Annotated in this window: 20 protein-coding genes; 6 read left to right on the top strand and 14 right to left on the bottom strand. The window is 73.3% G+C overall.

Features of this window, described 5'->3' with window-relative positions; translation table 11 throughout:
- The first annotated feature begins 62 nt into the window (after positions 1-62).
- From ABD841_RS14040 to ABD841_RS14030, 3 genes are read left to right on the top strand one after another with little or no spacing between them, the layout of a single operon-like run.
- Positions 63-833 (top strand): ABC transporter permease, encoded by a 771-nt coding sequence (locus tag ABD841_RS14040; RefSeq protein WP_344971390.1) that lies wholly within the window; start codon positions 63-65, stop codon positions 831-833.
- Between the two features lie 39 nt (positions 834-872).
- Positions 873-1,661: an ABC transporter permease gene (locus tag ABD841_RS14035; RefSeq protein ID WP_344971389.1), complete on the top strand. Its 789-nt coding sequence runs from the start codon at positions 873-875 to the stop codon at positions 1,659-1,661.
- Positions 1,662-1,664: 3 nt separating this feature from the next.
- Positions 1,665-2,441, top strand: a complete 777-nt coding sequence (locus tag ABD841_RS14030) for an ABC transporter ATP-binding protein (RefSeq protein WP_344971387.1) — start codon at positions 1,665-1,667, stop codon at positions 2,439-2,441.
- Positions 2,442-2,457: 16 nt separating this feature from the next.
- Here ABD841_RS14030 and ABD841_RS14025 read toward each other — a convergent pair whose 3' ends face one another.
- The 4 genes from ABD841_RS14025 to ABD841_RS14010 all read right to left on the bottom strand — a co-directional run bounded on the left by ABD841_RS14025 (position 2,458) and on the right by ABD841_RS14010 (position 7,191).
- Entirely contained in the window at positions 2,458-3,306 is an 849-nt protein-coding gene (locus ABD841_RS14025) for a GNAT family N-acetyltransferase (RefSeq protein WP_344971451.1), read from the bottom strand.
- A gap of 137 nt (positions 3,307-3,443) precedes the next feature.
- Complete coding sequence (locus ABD841_RS14020; protein WP_344971385.1) at positions 3,444-4,880, bottom strand: MFS transporter; 1,437 nt, start codon at positions 4,878-4,880, stop codon at positions 3,444-3,446.
- Between the two features lie 512 nt (positions 4,881-5,392).
- Positions 5,393-6,601 carry a MalY/PatB family protein gene (locus ABD841_RS14015; RefSeq protein ID WP_344971383.1) on the bottom strand — a complete coding sequence of 403 codons (1,209 nt, stop codon included), beginning with the start codon at positions 6,599-6,601 and terminating at the stop codon, positions 5,393-5,395.
- Positions 6,601-7,191 carry a DinB family protein gene (locus tag ABD841_RS14010; protein ID WP_344971381.1) on the bottom strand — a complete coding sequence of 197 codons (591 nt, stop codon included), beginning with the start codon at positions 7,189-7,191 and terminating at the stop codon, positions 6,601-6,603. Before ABD841_RS14010 ends, ABD841_RS14015 begins: the two co-directional genes overlap by 1 nt.
- Positions 7,192-7,284: 93 nt before the next feature.
- Here ABD841_RS14010 and ABD841_RS14005 point away from each other — a divergent pair, with 93 nt between their 5' ends.
- Both ABD841_RS14005 and ABD841_RS14000 read left to right on the top strand, forming a co-directional pair.
- Entirely contained in the window at positions 7,285-7,848 is a 564-nt protein-coding gene (locus ABD841_RS14005; RefSeq protein WP_344971379.1) for a CGNR zinc finger domain-containing protein, read from the top strand.
- 73 nt (positions 7,849-7,921) lie between these two features.
- On the top strand, positions 7,922-8,833 hold the full coding sequence (locus ABD841_RS14000) for a LysR family transcriptional regulator (protein ID WP_344971377.1): 912 nt from the start codon (positions 7,922-7,924) through the stop codon (positions 8,831-8,833).
- Between the two features lie 40 nt (positions 8,834-8,873).
- On the opposite strand, the gene ABD841_RS13995 is transcribed toward ABD841_RS14000, so the two are convergent.
- The 5 genes from ABD841_RS13995 to ABD841_RS13975 all read right to left on the bottom strand — a co-directional run bounded on the left by ABD841_RS13995 (position 8,874) and on the right by ABD841_RS13975 (position 13,967).
- Positions 8,874-9,677: a serine hydrolase gene (locus tag ABD841_RS13995; protein ID WP_344971375.1), complete on the bottom strand. Its 804-nt coding sequence runs from the start codon at positions 9,675-9,677 to the stop codon at positions 8,874-8,876.
- 129 nt (positions 9,678-9,806) lie between these two features.
- Positions 9,807-11,411 (bottom strand): N-acyl-D-amino-acid deacylase family protein, encoded by a 1,605-nt coding sequence (locus ABD841_RS13990; RefSeq protein ID WP_344971373.1) that lies wholly within the window; start codon positions 11,409-11,411, stop codon positions 9,807-9,809.
- The gene (locus ABD841_RS13985) at positions 11,408-12,172 is read right to left on the bottom strand and encodes an amino acid ABC transporter ATP-binding protein (RefSeq protein ID WP_344971370.1); all 765 of its coding nucleotides are present in this window, start codon (positions 12,170-12,172) and stop codon (positions 11,408-11,410) included. Before ABD841_RS13985 ends, ABD841_RS13990 begins: the two co-directional genes overlap by 4 nt.
- Positions 12,172-13,086, bottom strand: coding sequence for an amino acid ABC transporter permease (locus tag ABD841_RS13980; protein WP_344971368.1), 915 nt, complete (start codon positions 13,084-13,086; stop codon positions 12,172-12,174). Before ABD841_RS13980 ends, ABD841_RS13985 begins: the two co-directional genes overlap by 1 nt.
- Entirely contained in the window at positions 13,083-13,967 is an 885-nt protein-coding gene (locus ABD841_RS13975; RefSeq protein WP_344971366.1) for an ABC transporter substrate-binding protein, read from the bottom strand. Before ABD841_RS13975 ends, ABD841_RS13980 begins: the two co-directional genes overlap by 4 nt.
- Before the next feature lie 144 nt (positions 13,968-14,111).
- Here ABD841_RS13975 and lysA point away from each other — a divergent pair, with 144 nt between their 5' ends.
- On the top strand, positions 14,112-15,392 hold the full coding sequence (lysA, locus tag ABD841_RS13970) for a diaminopimelate decarboxylase (protein WP_344971364.1): 1,281 nt from the start codon (positions 14,112-14,114) through the stop codon (positions 15,390-15,392).
- A 61-nt stretch (positions 15,393-15,453) separates the two neighbouring features.
- On the opposite strand, the gene ABD841_RS13965 is transcribed toward lysA, so the two are convergent.
- The 5 genes from ABD841_RS13965 to ABD841_RS13945 all read right to left on the bottom strand — a co-directional run bounded on the left by ABD841_RS13965 (position 15,454) and on the right by ABD841_RS13945 (position 22,005).
- Complete coding sequence (locus ABD841_RS13965; RefSeq protein ID WP_344971362.1) at positions 15,454-16,710, bottom strand: NAD(P)/FAD-dependent oxidoreductase; 1,257 nt, start codon at positions 16,708-16,710, stop codon at positions 15,454-15,456.
- Positions 16,707-18,137: an NAD(P)/FAD-dependent oxidoreductase gene (locus ABD841_RS13960; RefSeq protein WP_344971360.1), complete on the bottom strand. Its 1,431-nt coding sequence runs from the start codon at positions 18,135-18,137 to the stop codon at positions 16,707-16,709. The genes ABD841_RS13965 and ABD841_RS13960 overlap by 4 nt, the downstream gene beginning before the upstream one ends.
- Positions 18,134-19,567 (bottom strand): FGGY family carbohydrate kinase, encoded by a 1,434-nt coding sequence (locus ABD841_RS13955; protein WP_344971358.1) that lies wholly within the window; start codon positions 19,565-19,567, stop codon positions 18,134-18,136. The genes ABD841_RS13960 and ABD841_RS13955 overlap by 4 nt, the downstream gene beginning before the upstream one ends.
- Positions 19,564-21,120, bottom strand: coding sequence for an amino acid permease (locus ABD841_RS13950; RefSeq protein ID WP_344971356.1), 1,557 nt, complete (start codon positions 21,118-21,120; stop codon positions 19,564-19,566). The genes ABD841_RS13955 and ABD841_RS13950 overlap by 4 nt, the downstream gene beginning before the upstream one ends.
- Positions 21,121-21,237: 117 nt before the next feature.
- Positions 21,238-22,005: a DeoR/GlpR family DNA-binding transcription regulator gene (locus ABD841_RS13945; RefSeq protein WP_344971354.1), complete on the bottom strand. Its 768-nt coding sequence runs from the start codon at positions 22,003-22,005 to the stop codon at positions 21,238-21,240.
- Positions 22,006-22,021 lie beyond the last annotated feature (16 nt).

The raw sequence follows: 22,021 nt of genomic DNA, 5'->3' as shown, positions 1-22,021 counted from the left end.
AGACGCCGAGGAAAATAGGCGGGTTGCCCTGATGTCCCCGGGAGGCAGTCTTCCTGCTCTACATGCGCATCGCCGGATACGGCTTCCGCCGCCACTCCGTCTACCGTGCCGCAGCCCTCGCCGGAGCGTTCACCAACACCGTCTTCGGCATCCTGCGCGCCTACGTCCTGATCGCCCTCTGGCAGGCCCGCCCCGGGCTCGCCGGATACGACGTCGCCGACGCCGTCACCTTCTGCTTCCTCAGCCAGGCCTGCATCGGCCCCATGCAGGTCTTCGGCGGCCTGGGGCTGTCCGGCCGCGTACGCACCGGAGACGTCGCCATCGACCTCGTCCGCCCGGCGTCCCTGCAGATGTGGAGCCTCGCCGACGACCTGGGCCGGGCCGCCTACCTCTTCCTGCTGCGCAGCCTGCCGCCGGTGGCCCTGGGCGCCGCGCTGTTCGGCATCGTCCTGCCGGACGCCCCGGCGACCTGGCTGTTCTTCACGGTCAGCTTCGTCCTCGCGGTGATCGTCAGCTTCGGCTGGCGCTACCTGGTGGCGCTCTCGGCCTGCTGGGTGATCGACGACCGGGGCGTGCAGGCGCTGTCCCTGGTGCTGACGCTTTTCTTCAGCGGCATGACCCTGCCGCTCCACCTGTTCCCCGGCTGGCTCGGCGTCCTGGCCGACGCCCTCCCCTGGTCGGCGATGGTCCAGGTCCCCGCCGACGTCTACCTGGGCAAACGCGACGCCTGGGAGGCGCTCGGCTTCCAGGCCGCCTGGGCGGCGGCGCTGCTGCTGCTGGGCGCGCTGGCCACGCGCGCCGCCCGCCGGAAGGTCGTGATCCAGGGTGGCTGACCGCGTGACCACCGCGCGGCGACCCGGAGGAGACGGCCCATGGTGAGGACGTACCTCCTGCTGGCCTGGACCTGGCTGAGGGCGGCGGCGCAGTACCGGGCGCAGCTCGCCATGATGACGCTGGGCTCCTTCGCGGTGAACGTCCTGGACGTGGCGGCGATCCTGGTGATCTTCCGGCACACCGAGTCGCTGGCCGGGTTCGGGCTGGCCGAGGTGATGTTCCTGTACGGCACCGCCGAGCTGGCCTTCGCCACCTCCGACATGCTCTTCGGCAACGTCACGCGGCTCAGCGAGCAGATCAGGACCGGCGGCTTCGACACCATGCTGATCCGCCCGGCGAGCGCGTTCGTGCAGATGGCCGTCGACCGCTTCGGCGTGCAGCGCCTGGGCCGCGTCACCCAGGCCGTCGTGGTGCTCGCCATCGCCCTGCCCCAGCTCGACGTCCCCTGGAGCAGGGCGTGGATGATCCCGCTGATGATCCTGTGCGGGATCGTCATCTTCACCTCGATCTTCACCCTGGGCGGGGCCCTCCAGTTCCTGCTCACCGACGCCCCCGAGGTGGCCAACGCCTTCACCTACGGCGGCAGCGCCCTGACCCAGTACCCACTGAGCGTCTACGGGGCCGAGCTCGTCCGGGGCGTGACCTTCGTGGTGCCGCTGGCCTTCGTGAACTGGCAGCCCGCGCTCTTCGTGCTGGACCGCGACGCCCCCCGCGGCCCCCCCCACTGGTACAGTCCCCCCGCGCCCGGGGCGGCGCCCGCCGCGCCCCCCTTCGCCGCCCTCGCCTGGCGGGCGGGCGTCCGCCGCTACCGCTCGACGGGGAGTTGACACATGATCGAGCTCGACGGGGTCGGCCGCTCGTTCACCGTGGGCCGCCGCAGGACCAGGAAGACCGTGCACGCCGTCCAGGATCTGTCGTTCACCGTGCGGGCCGGGGAGTTCGTCGGTTACCTGGGCCCCAACGGCGCCGGCAAGTCGACCACCATCAAGATGATCACCGGCATCCTGGCGCCCACCTCGGGCCGCCTCCGGGTGGCCGGGCTCGATCCCACCCGCCGCCGCACGTCGCTGGCCCGCAGGATCGGGGTGGTCTTCGGCCAGCGGACCACCCTGTGGTGGGACCTCCCGCTGCGTGACAGCTTCGAACTGGTCCGCCATCTTTACAAAGTAGATCAAATCGATTTCCGGCGGCGGCTGTCCGAGCTGACCGAACTGCTCGACCTCGCGGACTTCCTGGCCACCCCGGTCCGCCAGCTCAGCCTCGGCCAGCGCATGCGCGGTGACCTCACCGCCGCCCTGCTGCACGACCCCGCCGTCCTGGTGCTCGACGAGCCGACGATCGGCCTGGACGTGGTCAGCAAGGCCGCCATGCGGGACTTCCTCCGCCGCCTCAACGCCGAACGGGGCACCACCGTCCTGCTGACCACCCACGACCTGGGCGACATCGAGAAGCTCTGCCGCCGGGTGATGCTCATCGACCACGGCAGCCTCGCCTTCGACGGCACCCTCGACGACCTGCGCGCCACCGCCCCCGAGGAGGACTCCATCGAGGACGTCGTCGCCCGCCTGTACACCGGCTGGTCCCCGGCCCTCCCGGCGGAGGGGTGATCGGCGGGAGCCGCGGTCAGGCGAGCGCCGGGGAGGGGACCGCGCGGAGCGGGTCGAGGAAGGCGGGATCGGTCGCCATGAACAGGTCCATGGAGTCGTTGCGCCAGCCGGCGGCGAGCAGGGGGCGGACCGCCGGGTGCGGGGCGGGCAGGCAGACCTGGGCCCGGCCGCCGGGCGGGTCCAGGGAGGCGAGCACGGCGATGACCGCGTCACGGGCCGTGTCCTCGCCCGCGTGGGAGGCCGACATCAGGTGCGCGATCCCGTACTCCGGCCCGGCGCCGGCCACGGTGCCCGCGGCCAGCGCCTCGCCCGCCCTGTCGGCCACGACCGCGCGCCCGGACGGCCGGGCGGCCCAGGCGCGGTGGTCGGCGGAGCGGTCGACGCCGGTCCACCGCTCCTCCAGCGCGGCTACCTCGCCGGGGTCCGCGGTCGAGACCGACCAGCCGGCCGGGGCGCGCAACGCGCGCACGTCTCCGGCCAGGTAGAGCAGGGGCCACCAGGCGTCGAGGCCGAAGGAGGTGTACAGCGGCAGCGCGTGGGCGTGCAGGCTGCTGAACGTCATCCGCCGCGGGGCGTCGTGCCACAGGACGTCGAGCATGGCCCGGCCGGCGCCCCGGCCGTGGGAGCGGGGGTCGACGAACAGGTCGCAGAGCATGCCGACCGCGGCCGGGCCGCGGCCGATCGGCCGGGTCGCGCCGAACCCCGTCACCTCGCCGCGGTGCTCGGCGACCACCACCCGGCCGTGCGAGAGCAGGTGCCCCACATAGGCCGGGTCGGCGCCCGTCCACTCCCCCGTCTCCCCGGCGGCGACGGCCACCACCGCGATGGCGGCCACGTCGGCGGCGGTCGCCTCCCTGACGAGCATGTCTGTCACGGCCCTACTGTGGCACGGGTCCTCGCGGTCCGCCGAATCGGGCCGGGCGCGGTGCCACGACGTCCCGAGATCGCGCCGGCCCCGGTCACCGGGGCCGGCACCGGCCGTTCGGGTGCCACCGGTCCACCTCAGGCGGAGATGTCCTCCAGGACGGACTGCTTGGTCTCCGGCAGGAGCAGCAGCACGAGCACCGCGGCGAGGACGAACAGGCCCGCGCTGGCGGTGAAGACCAGCGGGGCGCCGCCCTCGGCCAGGAGGAGCGGTACGACGATGGGGCCGAGCAGGGCGCCGACCCGGCCCGCGGCCGTGGCCGTCCCCACCCCGATGCCGCGGACGCGCGTCGGGAAGAGCTCGGGGGTGAAGGCGTAGATGGAGGACCACATGCCGAAGAACGTGAACTGCAGGATCGAGCCGTAGACGATCAGTTCGAGCTGGTCGGAGGCCTGGCCGTAGAAGAAGGCGGCCACCGCCGAGGCGACCGTGTACAGGGCCAGGCAGGACCGGCGGCCGATGATCTCGATGAGGTAGGCGGCGGAGAGGAAGCCCGGCACGCCCCACAGGGCCATCAGCACGATGAAGCCGATGCTCTTGGCGATGTCGAAGCCGTTGTCGGCCAGCAGCTTGCCCATCCACGTGGTCAGGCCGTAGTAGCCGAACAGGATGGCGAACCAGGTGGCCCACAGTGTGAGCGTGCGGCGGCGGTAGGCGGGTGAGAACAGGACCCGGAGCCCGGCGCGTCCGCCCGCGGCCGTGTCCTGCCCGGCCGCGATCACCGGTTCGGGCAGCGCGCGCCCGGTGAGACCGGCGACCCGGCGCTCGATGGACGCCATGACCGATTCCGCCTGCTCGCTGAGACCGCGGGAGGCGAGCCAGCGCGGCGACTCCGGGACACCGCGCCGGACGACCAGCGCCCACAGGGCCAGGCATGCCTGCAGGGCGAAGAAGGTGCGCCAGCCCGAGGCGGGCACGATCAGGTAGGCCAGGGCCCCGGCGACGACGAACCCGATGGGCCAGGCCCCCTCCAGCAGCGCGGCGTAGCGCCCTCGCCGGGACGCCGGCATGAACTCGGCGACGAGGGCCGCGGCGACGGGGAACTCGGCCCCCATCCCGACGCCCAGGACGAAGCGGAACGTGAGCAGGCTGGGCAGGTTCCACGCGAAGACCAGGCCCAGGCTGGCCAGGCCCCAGATGACGATGCTGTACTGGAACACCCGGCGGCGGCCGAACCGGTCGGCCAGGGCACCGGCGGAGACCGCCCCGGCGAACATGCCCGCGAAGCTCACGCTCCCCAGCAGGCCCGCCTGGGCGGGGGTGAGGCCGAACTCCTGGCTGATCGGCGCCAGCAGGAAGGTGATGGCGGCCAGGTCGATCGAGTCGAAGAGCCAGGCGGTGGCCACGACCAGGAAGAGCCCGCGCTGGAAGCGGCTCCACGGCAACCGCTCCAGGCGGGCCGAGACGGCGGCCGGGGAAGCGGTCTGAGCGATGGCCGGGGCCGGGGCCGCGGTCCCGCCGGACGGGATGGGGTGGACGTTCGGTTCGACCGAGCCGGATCGTGCGTCAGGCATGGTGCTTCCTTCGAAAACGGGTTCCCCGGCCGCGGCCGGGCGGGGCCGGGCAAGACCAAGGAAAAGTCACCTTCTTAGCAGGTGACGAGATGATGAACAGCTTGAGTGCACCAATCGTCACCAGTCAAGAGGGTGACGCTTTGTTATTGTTCTGCACAGCGGCTTCGCGCCGCCGTGAGGGGCGCGCGCGCACGACCCGGCGCGCGCGGCGGGAGTGTTCGCACCGGGATGGCGACAGGGTGACGTGACGGCAGAGCCGCGGGACGCCATGGCCGTAGGGCGGCACGGCCGCATGGGCGCATGGCCGCATGACGGTATGACGGTATGACCGCATGGGCGCATGACGGTGTGGCCGCACGGTTGGCATGGCCGCATGACGGTGCGGGCGCATGGGCGCATGACAGTGCGGCCGCGGGGCGACGCACCGCCGGGGCGGCCCCGGCGGCGGGAGACCCGGTCACCGCGCCGACGCGGGAGGACTGCCCGTATGCCGGGTGAAGGCGGGAGACGGGTCAGGCGGCCGCGAGGCGGGCCAGGACCTCCTCAAGGTTGGACGGGCTGGTCGCGAAGTTGAGCCGGGCGAACGCGCCGGTGTCGACGGCGGTCCCCCGGGAGAAGTCGGCTCCCTCGCTGAGCTTGACCCTCGCCACGCGTTCGAGGTGCTCGGCGGGTGCGACGCCCCCGGACGGACCGCCGGTGAAGTCGAACCAGCTCAGGTAGGTCCCCTCCGGGGAGTGGTAGCGCGGGTCCCACGGCAGGGCCGCGGCCCACTCCTCGATCAGGAGCCGGTTGCGCTCCAGGGTGCGCATGAGGGCCGCGAGCCAGTCGTCGGCCTGCCGCCAGGCGGCCACGGTGGCGACCCTGCCGAGAATGCCCGGGGTCCCGAAGTAGTCGAGCGGAGCCCTGTCCAGCGCGTCCCGGACGCGCTCCGGCCCGACGTGCGCGACGGCGCAGCGAAGCCCGGCGATGTTGAACGCCTTGGTGGCCGAGGTCGCGGTGATCGTCCGCCCGGCGGCGGAGGCGCCCAACGAGGCGAAGGGAACGTGGCGGTACGGGGCGAAGACGAGGTCGGCGTGGATCTCGTCGGCCAGGACCACCAGGTCCAGTTCCTCGGCGGTCTCCGCCAGGGAGGCGAGTTCGGCGGGGGTGAGGACGCGGCCGGTCGGGTTGTGCGGGTTGACGAGCACGAGCATGCGGCAGCCCTGCTCACGCAGGTGCTCGGTGAGCCCGTCGGCCGAGAAGCCCCAGCCCGTCTCCCCCCGCACCATCGGCAGGGGCACGATCCGCCGCCCCGAACGGGCGATGCTCGCCAGGAACGGCGGGTAGGAGGGGACGTGGATCGCGATGCCGTCACCGGGCTCGGTCGCGTGCTCGATCATCACCTGGAGCACCTGGATGAGGTCGGTGAACACGCGTGTCCGCCCGGGTTCCGGCCGCCAGCCGTGGCGTCCGGCCATCCGCTCCTCGAACGCCTCGATCACGGGGTCCTCCCCCGGCCAGTACGGATACCCGAAGTCCTCGCGTTCGGTCACCCGGAGGATGCTCTCCCGCACGGCGGGCGGGACCCCGAAGTCCATGTCGGCGACCCAGGCCCCGATGGTGCCCGGAGCGAGCGAGCCCCACTTGACGCCGTACCCCGAGCGCAGGCGCTCGACGTCGATGGCCGCGAACGGGTCGGCGGGCGCGGAGAAGGTGGTGGTTTCGGAGGGTTCGCGGTTCATCAGTACATTCCAGTTGACTCGGCGGGCCCGGTCCACCCGACCGGCTCGGAACGTCCGGCCCGCCCGACCGGCCCGACCGGCTCGGAACGTCCGGCGGATTCGACCCGGCCGGGATACCCGGCCTGCCGCGCCCGCCCGGCGAGGATGGCGTCGCGCAGGATCTCCATCTGACCGTGGTGCTGGGCGAGTTCCTCGTAGACGTGGAACAGCGCCGCGCCCTGGGTCAGTTCGCGGTCGGGGCCGAGGAAGCCGGGCGGCGGGGTGCCGCGGAGTCCCTCGCCGTAGGCGGCGGCGCGCACGTCCTCGGCGAGCTGCGCGCGTACCGCCGCCGCCCTGTCGAGCAGCGGGCCCACCGGACCGGCGCTGGTGAACTCGCCGTCGCGGTCGCGGACGACCTCGCGGCCCGCCACCATGGCTCCGCCCCAGAAGGAGACCACGCCCAGACAGTGGGTGAGCAGCGCATACGGCGAGTTCGCGCCCGGGATCGGCGGCCTCTCGTTGGCGAGTTCGTCGCCGAGCCCGGCGACGATGCCGGTCATGCCGTCCAGGGCCCGGTCGACGTAGTACAGGTAGTCGTCATCTGTGATCAATTCCGCTCCAAGAGCCACCGAAGCAATTCGTCACCTGCTAAGCAGGTGACGCCAACATTGCGCCCCCGAATCGTCACCTGTCAAGATGGTGACATGAGCTTTGTCTTCGTCAGCGGCGACCTCGCACTGGACTTCGCCGGCACGCTCAAGTGGCGGCGGAGCGACCCCGAGGAGCTGCTGGCGACACCCGGTGACCTGGCGCGCTGGGCGGTCGAGGCGGGCGTCATGACCGAGGAGCCCCCCGTCGACGCGGCCGGGCTGCGACGGCTGCGCACGCTGCGCGAGGCGGTCTACCGGCTCGTGTTCCACGGCATGGAACGCCGCCCCTGGCCCGACGACGACCTGCGCGTCGTCAACAAGGAGGCGGGCGGCATGCCGCCACGGATGATCCTGACCCCGGCCGGCGTCGTACGGGTCGGCGACGCCGGGGCGGTCGCCTCCGAGGTCGCCCGCTCGGCCGTCGACCTTCTGGGCGGCCTCGGCGAGCTGCGGATCCGGGAGTGCAGCCGCCCGGAGTGCACACGGATCTTCATCGACCGCTCCCGTGGCGGCAACCGCCAATGGTGCGGCATGGAGGAGTGCGGCAACCGCGTCAAGGCGGCCAACTACCGCTCCCGCAAGAGCAGGGCCGTGGCCGCCGGCGGCGCGGGGGGCTGAGAGCCTCGGCGGACCGGGCGGGGCTCGCGGCGACGCCGGAAGCGGGTCCGGGCCGGGGCAGATACTGTTAACCGTGCTGAGCAGCCACCGCCTCCGGGTTCTCCTGGAGGTCTTCCGTACGGGAAGCATCGCGGGAGCCGCGCGTACCCTGCGGCTCTCGCCGTCCGCCGTGTCCCACCAGCTCTCCAAGCTGGAGGAGGAGGCCGGCGTGGGCCTGGTCGAGCGGGGCGCGCAGAGCCTGCGGCTGACCGCGGCCGGGCGGCGGCTGGCGACCCGCGCGCAGGAGGTGCTCGACATCATCGAGGCCGCGGAGAAGGACCTGCTGGCGCAGGCCAGGGCCGACGCCGGGCAGTTGCGGATCGGGTTCTTCGCCTCCGCGGGATACCGGCTGCTGCCGCTGGCGCTGTCGACCTTCGCCGCGCGCCACCCCGCCGTGGAGCTCGACCTGGTGCTCGGCCAGCCTCACGAGCTCCTGCCGGACCTGGAGCGCGGCGCGCTCGACGTGCTCGTGGTCTTCGAGCACGCGCTCGACCCCTGGAAGCCGCCGGAGGGGGTGGAGGTCACCCACCTCTTCGACGAGCCGCACCTCCTGGTCGTGCCGCCGGGCCACCCGGCGGGCCAACGGCAGCGGGTGCGCCTGGCCGACCTGGCCGACGAACCGTGGATCACCACGTACGGCACCGACACCCCGGTGTCGGTGCTGGAGCGGGCGAGCGCGTTGGAGGGGTTCAGCCCGATGATCCGCTGCCGCAGCGACCACTACGAGGTGACGCTCGGGCTGGTGCGGGCCGGGCTGGGGGTGGCCCTGGTACCCAGCCTCGGCGCGCACGGGGCGTCCGGCATCCAGATCTGCCGCCTGGACGGCCCCCGGCTCTACCGCAGGATCGGCGCGGCCGTCCGCCCGACCAACCCCAACCCGGCGCTGCGCTCCTTCATCGCCTACCTGCGCGACGCCTCCGCCCAGATGCGCAACGCCCTGCGCTGAACCAGGCCCGCGACGGCGACTGCTCCGGGGCCGGGACGCCTCAGCGGGCGCCGGGGCCGTCAGCCGGGGGCAGGCCGGCCAGGCGGCCGATGTCCAGGCCGGCCCGGCGGACGGCCGTCACCAGCGCGTGCTCGCTCCCGGCGGGCCCGTTCGCCAGCACGGCGTAGCCGATCCGGCGTTCCGGGCCGGCCATCACGCCCACGTCGGCCCGCACGCCGGTGTCGGTGCCGGTCTTGTTCGCCACCCAGACCATCCCCTCGGGGGCCGCGCGGGGCACCTCGCGGTCCTCGGGGTCGTGCGGCAGCAGGGCGGGGACCAGGCCCCGGTCGGTGTTGCGGGCCATCCAGCCCAGCAGGATCCGGGTCCACTCCCGCCGCCCGTCGAGCCCGGCGGCGAACCGGGCGAGCTCGCCCGCCGTGCCCACGGCAAAGGCGGGCGGGTGCGACGGCAGCCGCGGATCGCGGATCCGGTCGAGGATCCGCGTCCGTACGAGGCCCAGCTCGGCGGCGCCCTCGGCCACCCGGTCCAGGCCGATCCGGCGCAGCAGCGCGTTGGTGGCGGTGTTGTCGCTCACCGACGCGGTCAGCACGGCGAGGTCACCGATCGTCCAGTGGAGCCCGGACAGGGCGCCGAGGAGCCCCGAACCGCCGCAGCGGTCGTCGTCGCGGAGCTCCACGACCTCGGCGGGGTCCAGTTCCCCGGCCGCGATCCCCCGGGCCGCCGCGGCCAGCAGGAGCAGCTTTCCTGTGCTGGCGAGGACCAGCTCGGCGTCCTCGCCGAGGGAGATCATCCCCGGCACCGAGACGGCCACCGTGACGGCGCCGCCGTTCCCCTCCCGGTCCATGCGACCCTCCCCTTCCTGCGTGACCGTCCCGGCCTCCGTCACCGTTCCCGTTTTCTCGGCCGTCCCGGTCTTCCCGGCCGTCCCGGCGGTCGTTCCCGCCTGGGTGGTCCGCGGTCCCGCGGTGCCCGCTCATGTGCGCAGCACCGTACCCGGCCGGGCGCCGGTCTCCTCCCCGTCCCGGACCACGGTCTCGCCCGCGACGACAACCGAGTGGATCCCCGACGGCGGGACCAGCGGGGCGGCGAAGGTGGCGCCGTCGGCGACGGTGCCGGGATCGAGGACGACCAGGTCCGCGTGGGCCCCGTCCCTGATCACACCGCGCCCCGCCAGCCCGAACCTGACCGCGGCCATGCCCGTCATCTTGTGCACCGCCGTCTCCAGGTCGAGCAGCCCCAGCTCCCTGACGTAGTGGCCGAGGACCCGCGCGAACGTCCCCGCCCAGCGCGGGTGGGGGCGGCCTCCCGGCTTGGGCACGCCGTCGGAGCCGATCATCGAGTACGGCGCGGCCAGCACGCGCCGCACGTCGTCCTCGATCATGGAGTGGCTGATGATGGTGACCTCGCCCCGCTCGGCGAGGAGCATCTCGACGGCCACGTCGAAGGGGTCCTGGCCGCGTACGGCGGCGAGCTCGGCGATCGTGCGGCCCTCCGTCTCGGGGTGGCGTGGCGCGCAGGCGACGGAGATGCGGTCCCAGCCGCCGTTGCCGACGGTGTTCTCCCAGCCGGGCACGCCCTCGGCGATGGCCCGGCGCATCCGGTCCCGCTCGCCGGGATCGGCCAGCCGCGCCGTCAGCGCGGAGATCCCTCCGTCGGAGGCCCACGGGGGGAGCATGGCGGCCAGCACGGTGCTTCCCGCAGTGTAGGGATAGACGTCGCAGGTGACGTCCATGCCCGCCGCGCGGAGGGCGGCGATCCTGGGCAGGGTGCGCTCGGTGCGTCCCCAGGCATGCTTGCCGGCGGTCTTGTGGTGGGAGATGTGCAGCGCGGCGCCGCTCCGGCGGGCGATCTCCACTCCCTCCTCCAGCGCCTCCTCCACGCGCGACATCTCGTCGCGGAGGTGGGTGACGTACGGCTTGCCGTGCCGGGCGGCGACGGCGGCGAGCGCGACCACCTCGTCCGTGCCCGCGTAGGTGCCGGGGGTGTAGATCAGTCCGGTCGACAGTCCGGCCGCGCCCGCCGAGAGCGCCCGGTCCAGGAGCGCGCACATGGCGTCCAGCTCGCCGGGGGTGGCGGGCCGGTCGACGGGGCCCAGCACCCCGCTGCGCAGCGTGCCGTGCCCGACCAGCGAGATCAGGTGGTTGGTCCGGGGCACGGCGGCGTGCGCGGCGGCGAACTCCGCGAAGCCCTCGTAGGCCCCGACGTCGCCGCCGAAGTGGACGCGGGCCTCCGCGCGCATCGCGGCCAGCCGCTCCGGCAGCGCGGGAAAGAGGCTGGAGCCGCAGTTACCGCAGAGCTCGGTGGTGACGCCCTGCAGGACGGCGGCCCGGACCATGTCACGGCCGACCTCGCCGGCGATCAGGGTGACCCCGTCGGAGTGGGTGTGCACGTCGATGAAGCCGGGGGCGACGACGAGGCCGGTCACGTCCTCGGTCCGGTCGGCGTCCGCCGCGGCTCCCGGGGGCAGCAGGGCGAGGCGGCCGTCCAGGACGCCGACGTCGGCGTGGCGGGCGGCGCCGGGCGGAGCGGTGCCGTCGACCACCAGGCCGCCCCGGAGCAGCAGGTCGAAGCGGGTCACAGCACCTGCCCGAGGAAGGCGCGGAAGCGTTCGTGGCGGGGGGCGGCGAGCACCTCACGGGGGTGGCCCTGCTCGACGATCACTCCCCCGTCGATGAAGACCAGGTTGTCGCCGACCTCGCGGGCGAAGCCCATCTCGTGGGTCACCACCATCATCGTCATGCCGCTGGCGGCCAGGTCCCGCATGACCGTGAGCACCTCCTGGACGAGCTCGGGGTCGAGGGCGCTCGTCGGCTCGTCGAACAGCATCAGCTTGGGGTCCATGGCCAGGCTGCGGGCGATCGCCACCCGCTGCTGCTGGCCCCCGGAGAGCTGGGCGGGATAGTGGCCGGCGCGGTCCGCCAGGCCCACCCGCTCCAGCAGTTCCAGCGCCCGCTTCCGGGCCCGCTCCCTGGGGACGCCCTTGACGACGACCGGGCCCTCCATGACGTTCTCCAGGGCGGTGCGGTGCGGGAACAGGTGGAAGCGCTGGAAGACCATGCCGATGTCCTGCCGCTGGCGGCAGAGCTCGGCGGGGGCGAGGTGGTGGAGCCGGTCGCCCCGCTCGGCGTAGCCGATGAGGTCGCCGTCGACCCAGATGCGGCCGGAGTCGATGGTCTCCAGCCGGTTGACGCAGCGCAGCAGCGTCGACTTGCCGGAGCCGGAGGGGCCGACGACGCAGACCACGCCGCCCTCGGGCACGTCCAGGCTGATGCCTCTGAGGACCTCGACCGGGCCGAAGCACTTGCGGACCGAGCGGATGCTCACCATGGGTCCGGCCATCACGCACTCCCCCTGTCGAACGGCCGCAGGTTGCGGCGGACCCTCGCCGGGAGCGCGTGGTGGCCGCGCTCGAACCGCTTCTCGACGAAGTGCTGGGCGATGCTCGCGATGGTGGTGAGCACGATGTACCAGATGGACGCCACGATCAGCAGCGCGATGACCTCGAAGTTGCCCAGGTAGATGCGCTGGGCCACGGTCAGCAGCTCGGCTCCCGCGATGACCGAGACCATCGAGGTGGTCTTCAGCATCGAGATGAACTGGTTGCCGGTGGGTGGGATGATCACGCGCATCGCCTGGGGGAGCACCACCCTGCGGAGCACCTGCCGGTGCGACATGCCGAGCGACTCGGCCGCCTCGCGCTGGCCGGGGTCGACCGAGCGGATGCCGGCCCGGACGATCTCGGCCATGTAGGCGCCCTCGTTGATCGCCAGGCCGAGCAGGGCCGCGGTGAAGGGGGTGATCAGCTCGTTGGCCTGCCACTCGACGAGCTTGGGACCGTCGAACGGGACGCCGATGCCGAAGGTGGGGAACACCAGGCCGATGTTGAACCAGAAGATGAGCTGGACCAGCAGCGGGGTGCCGCGGAAGAACCAGGTGTAGAGTGCCGCGGCCCCCCGCAGGACCGGGCTGCCGGACAGCTGCATCACCGCGGCGACGATCCCCAGGGCCAGACCGATCGCCATCGACAGCACGGTGAGCTGGATGGTGACCCACAGGCCCCCCATGATCCTGCCGTCGCCCAGGTAGGCGACGATGACGTCCCAGTGCAGGTTCTCGTTGACGATGATCGTGTAGGCCAGCCAGACCAGGGCGAACCCGGCGAGCAGCGCCGCGGCCCACCGGCCCGGCCGGGGCGGCCGGACCGCGTCGATCGGCAGTTCCGGGGCCTCGACGGCCCCGGAAATCTTGGTCACTTCCACGGCTTGGTGTTCACCATGACCTCTGACACGGCGTTGGCCCCCACGCCGTACTTCTCCAGGATCGCCTTGTAGCCGCCGTCGGCCATCAGCTCCTGCATGGCCTTGGCCACGGCGTCGCGGAGCCCGGTGTTGCGCCGGTCGATCGCGATGCCCCAGGGGCCGGCGTCGTACTGCTCGGGCAGCACGTCGTACTTGCCGGTCTCCTTGGCGTACATGGCCGCGACGGGCGAGTCGACGATGGTGGCGACGGCGCGCCCGGAGTCGATGCTCAGCAGGCCGGTCGGCGCGTCCTCACTCTGGAGGATCTTCATCTTCTCGGCGCACTTCTCGTCCTGGCGCTGCCCGATCGCGAGATTCGAGCTGCCCTTGGCCAGCACGACGGTGCGCCCGCACAGGTCCTGGAGGTTCTTGACGCCCTCGGGGTTGCCCTTCTTGACCATGATGGCGCCGCCGGCGTTGAAGTAGTCGACGAAGTCGACGGCGGCGCGGCGCTCCTCGGTGTCGCTCATCGAGGACATCACCACGTCCCAGCGCCCGGCCTGGAGGCCGGGGAGCAGACCGTCGAAGGCGGCGTTGGTCACCGTCGCCTTCAGTCCGAGCTTGCCGGCGATCGCGGTGGCGAGGTCGGGGTCCACGCCGGTGAGCTCCTGGGTGCCCGGCTTGTACATCTCCATCGGCGGGTAGCCCTCGGAGGTCGCCATGCGGAGCTCGCCCGTCTTGCGCACGGCCTCGGGCACCAGGTCCCTGGCGGTTTTGCCGGCCGCGGCGGCGGCTCCCGCGCTCGCGTCGTTCCCCGACGACGAGCGCCCGCAGCCCGCCGTGAGGGCCGAGACGACCAGCGCCGCGACAATGACCGATTGAAGCCTCTTTGTCATATAGTCTCCCGGTTTGCAAATGGGTGAACTCATGGTGTCGACGGCAGGTAACGGCCCCAACACAGGTGAACGCTTGCGACCCTCAGCGTCGAAAACACCGATGCTCAGATCGGACAAAACCCTCAAAGCCCTACCTTCGACCCCATGAGCTTGGTGATCGAGAACGGCTGGCCGCGGAGCGCGGCGTGGACGGACGGGGAACTGCGCCTCGGCGGGATCGGCGTGCGGGAACTCGCCGCGCGGTTCGGCACGCCCGCCTACGTGCTCGACGAGGAGGAGTTCCTCGCCCGCTGCGCGCTGTGGCGGGAGGCGCTCCCCGACGGGGAGGTGCACTACGGCGGCAAGGCGTTCCTCTGCCCCGAGGTGGTGCGCTGGCTGGAGGCGGCCGGGCTCTGCCTCGACGTGTGCACCGGCGGCGAGCTGGCGGTGGCCGCGGCCGGCGGCATGGACCCCGCCCGGGTGGTCTTCCACGGCAACAACAAGTCCGTGGCCGAGCTGCGCCGCGCCGTCGCCTGGGGCGTCGGATGCGTGGTCGTCGACTCCTTCGCCGAGATCGAGCGGCTGGCCGCCCTGGCGGGCGAGGCAGGGGTGCGGCAGCGCGTGATGGTCCGGGTCACCCCCGGCGTCGCGGCGCACACCCACGAGTTCATCGCCACCGGGGGCGACGACTCGAAGTTCGGGTTCTCCCTCAACGCCGGGCTCGCCGCCGAGGCGGTCCGCCGGGTGCTGGCCGCCCCCTCCCTGGAGCTGACCGGCCTGCACTCCCACATCGGCTCGCAGATCACCGACCTGGGCGGCTTCACCCTGGCCGCCCGCCGGATGTCCGGCTTCCTGCTCGCCGCCGAGCGCGAGCACGGCGTGACGATCCCCAGGCTCGACCTCGGCGGCGGCCTGGGCATCGTCCACCGGCCCGGCGACCCGGTCCCGCCGGGCCCGGCCGAGGTGGTCGCGGCGCTGCGCGAGGCCGTGCCCGCCCGCGTGCGCCTGGCCGTCGAGCCGGGCCGCTCGATCGCCGGGCCCACGACCGTCGCCCTCTACGAGGTGGGCACCGTCAAGGAGATCCCCGGCGTGGGCACCTACGTCAGCGTCGACGGCGGGATGAGCGACAATCCCCGCCCCGCCATGTACGGCGCCGCCTACACCGCGATCCTGGCGTCCCGCCTCTCAGCGGCCCCGCCTCGCGAGGTCACCGTGGTGGGCAGGCACTGCGAGAGCGGCGACGTGCTCGTCCGCGGCCTGCCGCTGCCCGCCGACGTACGACCCGGCGACCTGCTGGCCGTCCCCGCCTCGGGGGCCTACCAGCGGTCGATGGCCAGCAACTACAACCACGTGACCAGGCCCCCGGTGGTCGCCGTCCGCGACGGCTCGGCCAGGGTGATCGTGCGCCGCGAGACCGAGGAGGACCTGCTCCGGCTCTACTCCTGAGCGGGTCCTCCCCCGCCGCCGGGGCCCTGCGACCGGAGCCCACGGCCTCCGTACCCGCTGCTCAGGCGTCCACGCCCACGTGCACGGTGCCGCCCGCGGGATCCACCCCCCGCAGGACGTCCGACGGGACGCGGAACACCCGGCCGGGGGCGGCGGGCCACCACAGCCGCCTGCTCGCGACGACCTTCCCCGACTGCCGCAGCACGATCCGGGGGAACGGGATGTGGCGGTCGGTCCACAGCAGCAGGCGGCGGCGGGCCGGGGCGGGGTCGCCGGGCCGGAGGATCTCCGGCGCCACCCAGCGGAAGGGCGGGTCGGCGACGAGACGCACCTGCCCGGCGGGCGTGCCCCGGCCGTCCAGCCACGCGAGGACCGAGCGGGCCACGTGGACGCCGTCCAGCGCGGCGATGTCGGCCGTGTCGACCGGGTGCAGCACGTTGCCCGCGGCGAACACGCCGGGCCGGTCGGTGCGCAGCGCGCTGTCGACCAGCGGCCCCTTCGTGCCGGGGTCCAGCGCGATGCCCCCGGTCCGGGCGAGCTCGTGGTCGGGGATCCAGTCACCGGTGAGGACGAGCGTGTCGCACTCGACGATCCGCCGCGCGCCGGTGTCGAGGTTCTCGATCTCGACGGCTTCGAGCGCGGGCCGGCCGATGATCCTCGTCACGCGGGTGCGGGTGGCGACCCGGGTGCCGAAGAGGAGCCTGCCCGGGGCGGAGAAGAGCAGATAGGAGTCCGGTCGCGGGTACTCGGTGGTCATGAGGACGGTCCGGCACCCGGCCTCCCGCAGGGTCAGCGCGGCCGACCAGCTGACCAGTTCGGCCCCGGCGATCACGGCCCGCCTGCCGACCTTCCCGTGGTGCAGGTGGACGAGGTTCTGCAGGTGCCCGGTGGTGTAGACGCCGCGGGCGCGGTCGCCCGGGATGAGACGGGCCGGGCGGGGGCGCTCGCGGGCCCCGGTGGCCAGGACGACGGCCCGCGCCTCGACCCGGATGCGCCCCTGCGGGGTGGTGGCCTCGATCACGCGGTCGCCGGCCCAGTTCGTCACGGTGGCGTTCGTGCGGATCGTCGCGCCCGCGGCCTCGGCCTGCCGGACGAGCCTGCGGGCGTAGGCGGGCCCGCTCATGAAACGCCGCATGTCCCGGATGCCGTAGCCGGGGTGGTCGCTGTGCCGTGGGATCCCCCCGGCGGTGCTCTCCCGTTCGAGGACGAGGACGCCGCCGTCGACCTTCGGCGCGAGTTCGCGGGCCGCGCTCAGCCCGGACGGCCCGGCGCCGACGATCACGACGGCCGGGGTGAGAGTGGTGGTTCCGGTTGTCATCGGCCGTCCTCCGGCGACGGGGGGCACGGGGCGGGGGCGCTCCCGCCCGCGGCGCCCATCAGTTTCTTGACCTCGGCACCGCAGAAGAACCCCTGGCAGCGCCCGTTCATCACCCGGGTGCGGCGGCGGAGCCCTTCCAGGCTCGCCGGTGGGATCGGCGAGCGGAAGGCGTCGCGGATCTCCCCGGCGGTCACCCGCTCGCAGAAGCAGACCACGGTCCCGTACGCGGGGTCGGCGGCGATGCGGGCGGCGTCTTGGTAGGGGCGGAGGTACGCCTCGCCGAGGTTGGGCATCCGGGGCGGCTCCGGCAGGTCCTCGCGCGGCACGAGCGGCAGGCCGGCCTCGCCGGCCAGCTCGGCGACGTGCTCGGCGACGGCCATGCCGGAGGTGAGGCCGGTCGAGCGGATCCCGCCGGCCAGGATGTAGCGGCGCCCGGCGTCGGCCTCGATGAGGTAGTCCGCGTGGTCGCTCGCCGCGCGCAGGCCGGCGTAGGTCGCCGACACCTCCTCCCGCAGGAGCTCGGGCATCAGCTTCTCCCCCTTGCCGAGCAGGAACGCGAGCCCTTCCGCCGAGGTCGCGGTGTCGGTGCGGTCGGTCAGGTCCTCCGCGGTGGGGCCGAGCATGACGTTGCCGTAGATGGTGGGGCTGATCAGAACCCCCTTGCCCAGGGCGGTGGGCACGGGCAGCACGATCCGGTCGACCAGGGGCCGGGCGAGCTTGTCGTAGACCAGCAGCTCGCCGCGGCGCGGAGTGACGGTGAACCGGTCGTGGCCGAAGAGCCGGTCGATGACGTCGGCGCCGAGCCCGGCGGCGTTGACGACCCACCGGGCGCGGACCTCCCCGCCGGAGGTGCGCAGCACGGTCACGCCGTCGCGTTCCTCCACCGCGCGCACCGCCCGGTTCAGCAGCAGCGTCGCGCCGCGCAGGACGGCCTCGGTCGCCAGGGCCAGGTTGACGGTCCAGGTGCAGATGATGGACTCGTCGGGGACGGTCAGGCCGCCCAGCGCCCCCTCGCCCAGGTGCGGGACCTGCCGGTAGACCTCGTCGGGGCCGACGATCTCCGTCCTGTCGTACCCGTTGCGCTCGGCCTTCTCCCGCAGGCCGGGCAGGGCGGCGAGTTCCTCGGCGTTCCAGGCCACCAGCAGGGCGCCGGTGCGCTCGACGGGGATGCCCGTCCTCCCGGCGTACTCGGAGAGCAGGCGGTAGCCCTCGCGGACGAGACGGGCCTCGAGGGTGCCGGGCCGGGCGTCGAAGCCGGTGTGCAGGATGGCGGTGTTCGCCTTGCTCGTGCCGTCGCCGACGTCGTCGCGCGCGTCCAGCAGCGCGACGCCGAGCTCGTAGCCCGCCAGTTTCCGCGCGATGGCGGAGCCGACGATGCCGGCGCCGATCACCGCGACGTCGAACGTGCCGGACGGTGTGGTGTTCACCGCTGTCCTTCCTGTCCCAGGGTCGCGGTGACGGCCGCACGCCAGCGGGAGCGGAAGTCACCGGCGCGGTCCGCGGACCACCGGGGCTCGTAGGTCGTACTGGGGTCCCACGGGTGCACCGCGTCCGCCAGGGAGAGCGACGGGTCGAGCGCGGCGCGGGCCAGCGCCGCCGCGCCCAGCGGCGTGGCGTGCTGGGAGGGGTAGACCTCGACGGGGAGCTGCGCCAGGTCGGCGACGGCCTGCATGAGGACGCGGCTGCGGGTGAGCCCGCCGTCCGCCCGGAGGGTGGCCAGCGGGCTGCCGAGGTCGGCGGCGACGAGGTCGCCGAGGTCGGCGACCTGCGCCGCGATACCCTGCAGGACGGCGAGCACGAGGTGCTGCGGACCGGTGGAGAGGGTCATCCCGGTGAAGGAGGCCTTCGCCTCCGGGCGCCACCAGGGGGCGGCGAGGCCGGCCAGCGCCGGGACGCACAGGACGCCTCCGGCGTCGGCCGCGGCGACGGCGTCGAGGTCCGCAGCGGTGCGGACGAAACCGAGGTCCTGCATCCACCGTACGGCGGAGGCGGCCGTGTAGACCTGGCCGTCCAGGCAGTAGGAGGTCTCCCCGCGCACGCGCCAGGCGACGGAGGCCGCCAGCCCGGCGGTGGAGCGTGCGGCGGAGGCGCCGGTGTTGGCCAGCAGGAACGCGCCGGTGCCGAAGGTGCACTTCGCCTCACCGGCCGCGAGGCAGTTCTCGGCGAGCAGCGCCGCCTGCTGGTCGACCACGAGCCCGGCGACGGGGACGCGTCCGCCGAACGCGGCGGTGTGGCCGACCACCTCGTCGCAGGAGGCGATGCGCGGCAGGCGCTCACCGCCGAGGTGGAACAGCTCCAGCAGCTCCGGGTCCCACTCGACGTCGTCGAGCCGGGTGAGCAGCGACCGGCTGGCGGTGGCGGCGTCGGTGACGAACTCGCCGGTCAGGTGGTGGACGATCCAGGAGTCGGAGGTGGTGACCACCCCCTCCCCGGTCACGTTCCGGCGCAGCCAGGCCATCTTGGGCGCGGAGAAGTAGGGGTCGAGGACCAGCCCGGTGACGGCGGCGATCCGCGGCGCGGCGCCGTCCAGCTCCGCGCAGACGCCCTCCGAGCGGCGGTCCTGCCAGACGACGGCGGCGGAGAGGGGGTCGCCCGTGGCGGGGTCCCACGCCAGGACGGTCTCGCCCTGGTTGGCGAGGGTCACGGCGTCGATCCGCGTCCCGGCCCGGGCGACGGCCTCGCGCCCGGCGCCGAGGACGGAGTCGAGCAGTTCCCGGGGGTCCTGCTCGACGCCTCCGCCGGGCAGGTAGGCGGGGCGGACGGGGTGCTCGGCGAGGCCGAGCACCGTGCCGCCGTCATCGACGACGATCGCCTTGGTGGCCGACGTCCCCTGGTCGATGGCCAGTACGGTGGTCACCGCCGGTGCGCTCCCTTCCCCGTCTCGGTCCCGTTCGCGGCCGCGGTCGTGGCGCCGGCGTCGAGTTCGGCGTCGACCGAACGCATGTCCGGCATCGCCAGCCCCTTCGCCCCGCCCCTCCTGACCAGCAGGTACGCCAGGTAGACGGCGCCCAGCGCGAGCATGACGAGCACGTAGATCCATGGGCCGACGAACGAGGCGTCGCGGAACAGCAGCAGCTCGAACGCCAGCCAGACCAGCGCGACCGCGAGCACCGGGTTCTCCCAGCGGCCCAGGGCGAACCCCTTGCTCGGCGGGAGCGACCGGCGCTTGACCACGTACATGACCACGGTCCCGGTGTAGATGACGGCCGGCAGCAGGGTGGCGGCGGCGAAGAGGCTGAAGAGCGCGTCGGTCCGGGTGGCGAAGACCGCCAGGATCAGCTCGCCGACGGCGAACATGAACGCGGTCGCGTTCAGCGGCGTGCCGAAACGCGGCGAGACCTGCCGCCAGGCCCGCCACCCGGGGAACCGCTCGTCACGGGAGATGGCCCACACCAGGCGCACACCGGTCATGAGGATCACCATGCCGCAGGCGAAGATCGCGATCACCACGAGCACCAGCAGGGCGGTGCCGACGAACGGGCCCAGCACCCGGGCGATCACGTCCGCGATCGGCGTGCCCGACTTCGCCAGCTCGACGGGGTCGCCGGCGAGCAGGGTGACGGCGATGAGGAAGAGGAAGCCCAGCACGCCGGAGGCGAGGACCGCCTGCCACATGGCACGGGGGACGACGCGGGCCGGGTCCTTGGTCTCCTCGGCGAGGTTGGCCGCCGACTCGAAGCCGACGATCGTGAAGGCACCCAGCAGGAAGCCGAGCATCCACGGGCCCGCCGAGGTGAGCGTGCCAGGGCTCAGATACCCCTGGGCGGGGACGGCGCCGGTGCTGAACAGGTTCGCGACGTTCAGCTCCCGGGCGACGAAGCCGACGGCCAGCAGGAGCACGACGAGGGCGATCATGCCGATGAGCTCGGCCGTGACGGCGAAGTTGTTCACCCGCTCGGTCCACCGGGTGGACAGACCCACCAGCAGCGCCTGGAACAGCAGGACCACGGCGGTGATGACCCACGCGTTCAGCGCCGTCCCCTCGTACTGGAGCAGGACGGGCAGGACGGTGGAGGCGATGGTGTAGTCGACCGCGACGACCACGACGGCCAGGAACGTGAACGAGATCCAGCCCATAATCCAGCCGAGGACGGGATTGGCCAGGCGGGAGACCCACTGGTACGAGTAGCCGGTCACGGGGATGCGCGCGGCCAGGGCGCCGAAGATGAGGGCGACGGCGGTCTGCCCGACGATCACGATCGGCCAGGTCCAGATGCCGGCCGGTCCGGAGCTGTTCAGCACCGAGCCGTAGGTGGTGAAGATTCCGGTGGCGATCGAGACGAAGGCGAAGGCCACGGCGAAGGAGGCGAACCGGCCGGTGCCGCGCCTCATCTCCTGCCTGTAGCCGAACTCCTCGACGCCGGCGTCGGCTGTCCGGCCGCCGGGTGCGGATGGGGAATACTGGGTCATTGGCTGCCCGACTCCTTTGTTACTTCTCAACGGTGCATCGGCTGGGTGGTCCGAGCCGGGTGGCGTTGCCGCGCCGCCCGGCTCATCGGGGCCGTGGGGGTGGGACGATCGGGGCCGTCAGGGCAGGACGACCTCGCCGCCCTTGCGTGTGACGGCGTCACGGATGCTCGACGGCGGGTCGGTCTCGGTGATGAGACCGGTGAACTCGTCCAGGCCGGCGACCCGGTGGCGGGCGATCCGGCCGAACTTGCCGGAGTCGGCGAGCACGTAGGATCGGGCCGCGTTCCGCAGGATCGTCCTGCGCACGGCGACCTCGTCCAGGTAGTAGTCGGTCAGGCCGGTCGCGGCGTCGACCCCGCCGGATCCGAGGAACGCGAGGTCGGGGTGGAGGTCGGCGAAGAACGACTGGGCGATCGCGTTGGACAGCGCGAGGTCTCCCCCGCGCAGCCTCCCCCCGCAGACCAGGACGTCGAGACCGGGCCGCTCGGCGAGCTCGGCGGCGACCAGCAGGGAGCAGGTGGCCACGGTACCGGAGAAGTCCAGCGGCAGGGCGCGGGCCACGTTGACGGCGGTGGTCCCCACATCGATCACGATCGTCTGGCCGGTCCGCACGAGCGCCGCCGCGGCCCGTCCGATGAGCCTCTTCGCCTCCGTGCCGGACCCGGCCCGCTCGGCGAACGGGGCCTCCTCCCCCGTCGGCGGCCCGAGAGCGATCGTGGCGCCCCCGTGCACGCGCGCCAGCACGCCGCGACGCTCCAGGAGGAGGAGGTCGCGGCGGATGGTCTCCACCGACACGCCGAGCTCGCGGGCGAGTTCCTCCGTGCTGACCACGCGGGAGGCCCGGAGCGCCTCCCCGATCCGCGAGTGCCGCTCAGCCGGGAGCACGACTGCCCGCTTCTGT

The sequence above is a fragment of the Streptosporangium fragile genome (assembly GCF_039534445.1).
Taxonomy (GTDB): domain Bacteria; phylum Actinomycetota; class Actinomycetes; order Streptosporangiales; family Streptosporangiaceae; genus Streptosporangium; species Streptosporangium fragile.
Note: the sequence above shows the minus strand (reverse complement) of the source record. Positions and strands in the feature narration are given on the sequence as shown.

What these genes read in the sequence shown, in the direction of transcription:
- ABD841_RS14040 (WP_344971390.1), top strand. Translation starts at nt 63, where the DNA reads ATGCGCATCGCCGGATACGGCTTCCGCCGCCACTCCGTCTACCGTGCC.
- ABD841_RS14035 (WP_344971389.1), top strand. Translation starts at nt 873, where the DNA reads ATGGTGAGGACGTACCTCCTGCTGGCCTGGACCTGGCTGAGGGCGGCG.
- ABD841_RS14030 (WP_344971387.1), top strand. Translation starts at nt 1,665, where the DNA reads ATGATCGAGCTCGACGGGGTCGGCCGCTCGTTCACCGTGGGCCGCCGC.
- ABD841_RS14025 (WP_344971451.1), bottom strand. Translation starts at nt 3,306, where the DNA reads ATGCTCGTCAGGGAGGCGACCGCCGCCGACGTGGCCGCCATCGCGGTG.
- ABD841_RS14020 (WP_344971385.1), bottom strand. Translation starts at nt 4,880, where the DNA reads ATGCCTGACGCACGATCCGGCTCGGTCGAACCGAACGTCCACCCCATC.
- ABD841_RS14015 (WP_344971383.1), bottom strand. Translation starts at nt 6,601, where the DNA reads ATGAACCGCGAACCCTCCGAAACCACCACCTTCTCCGCGCCCGCCGAC.
- ABD841_RS14005 (WP_344971379.1), top strand. Translation starts at nt 7,285, where the DNA reads ATGAGCTTTGTCTTCGTCAGCGGCGACCTCGCACTGGACTTCGCCGGC.
- ABD841_RS13995 (WP_344971375.1), bottom strand. Translation starts at nt 9,677, where the DNA reads ATGGACCGGGAGGGGAACGGCGGCGCCGTCACGGTGGCCGTCTCGGTG.
- ABD841_RS13985 (WP_344971370.1), bottom strand. Translation starts at nt 12,172, where the DNA reads ATGGCCGGACCCATGGTGAGCATCCGCTCGGTCCGCAAGTGCTTCGGC.
- ABD841_RS13975 (WP_344971366.1), bottom strand. Translation starts at nt 13,967, where the DNA reads ATGACAAAGAGGCTTCAATCGGTCATTGTCGCGGCGCTGGTCGTCTCG.
- lysA (WP_344971364.1), top strand. Translation starts at nt 14,112, where the DNA reads ATGAGCTTGGTGATCGAGAACGGCTGGCCGCGGAGCGCGGCGTGGACG.
- ABD841_RS13965 (WP_344971362.1), bottom strand. Translation starts at nt 16,710, where the DNA reads ATGACAACCGGAACCACCACTCTCACCCCGGCCGTCGTGATCGTCGGC.
- ABD841_RS13950 (WP_344971356.1), bottom strand. Translation starts at nt 21,120, where the DNA reads ATGACCCAGTATTCCCCATCCGCACCCGGCGGCCGGACAGCCGACGCC.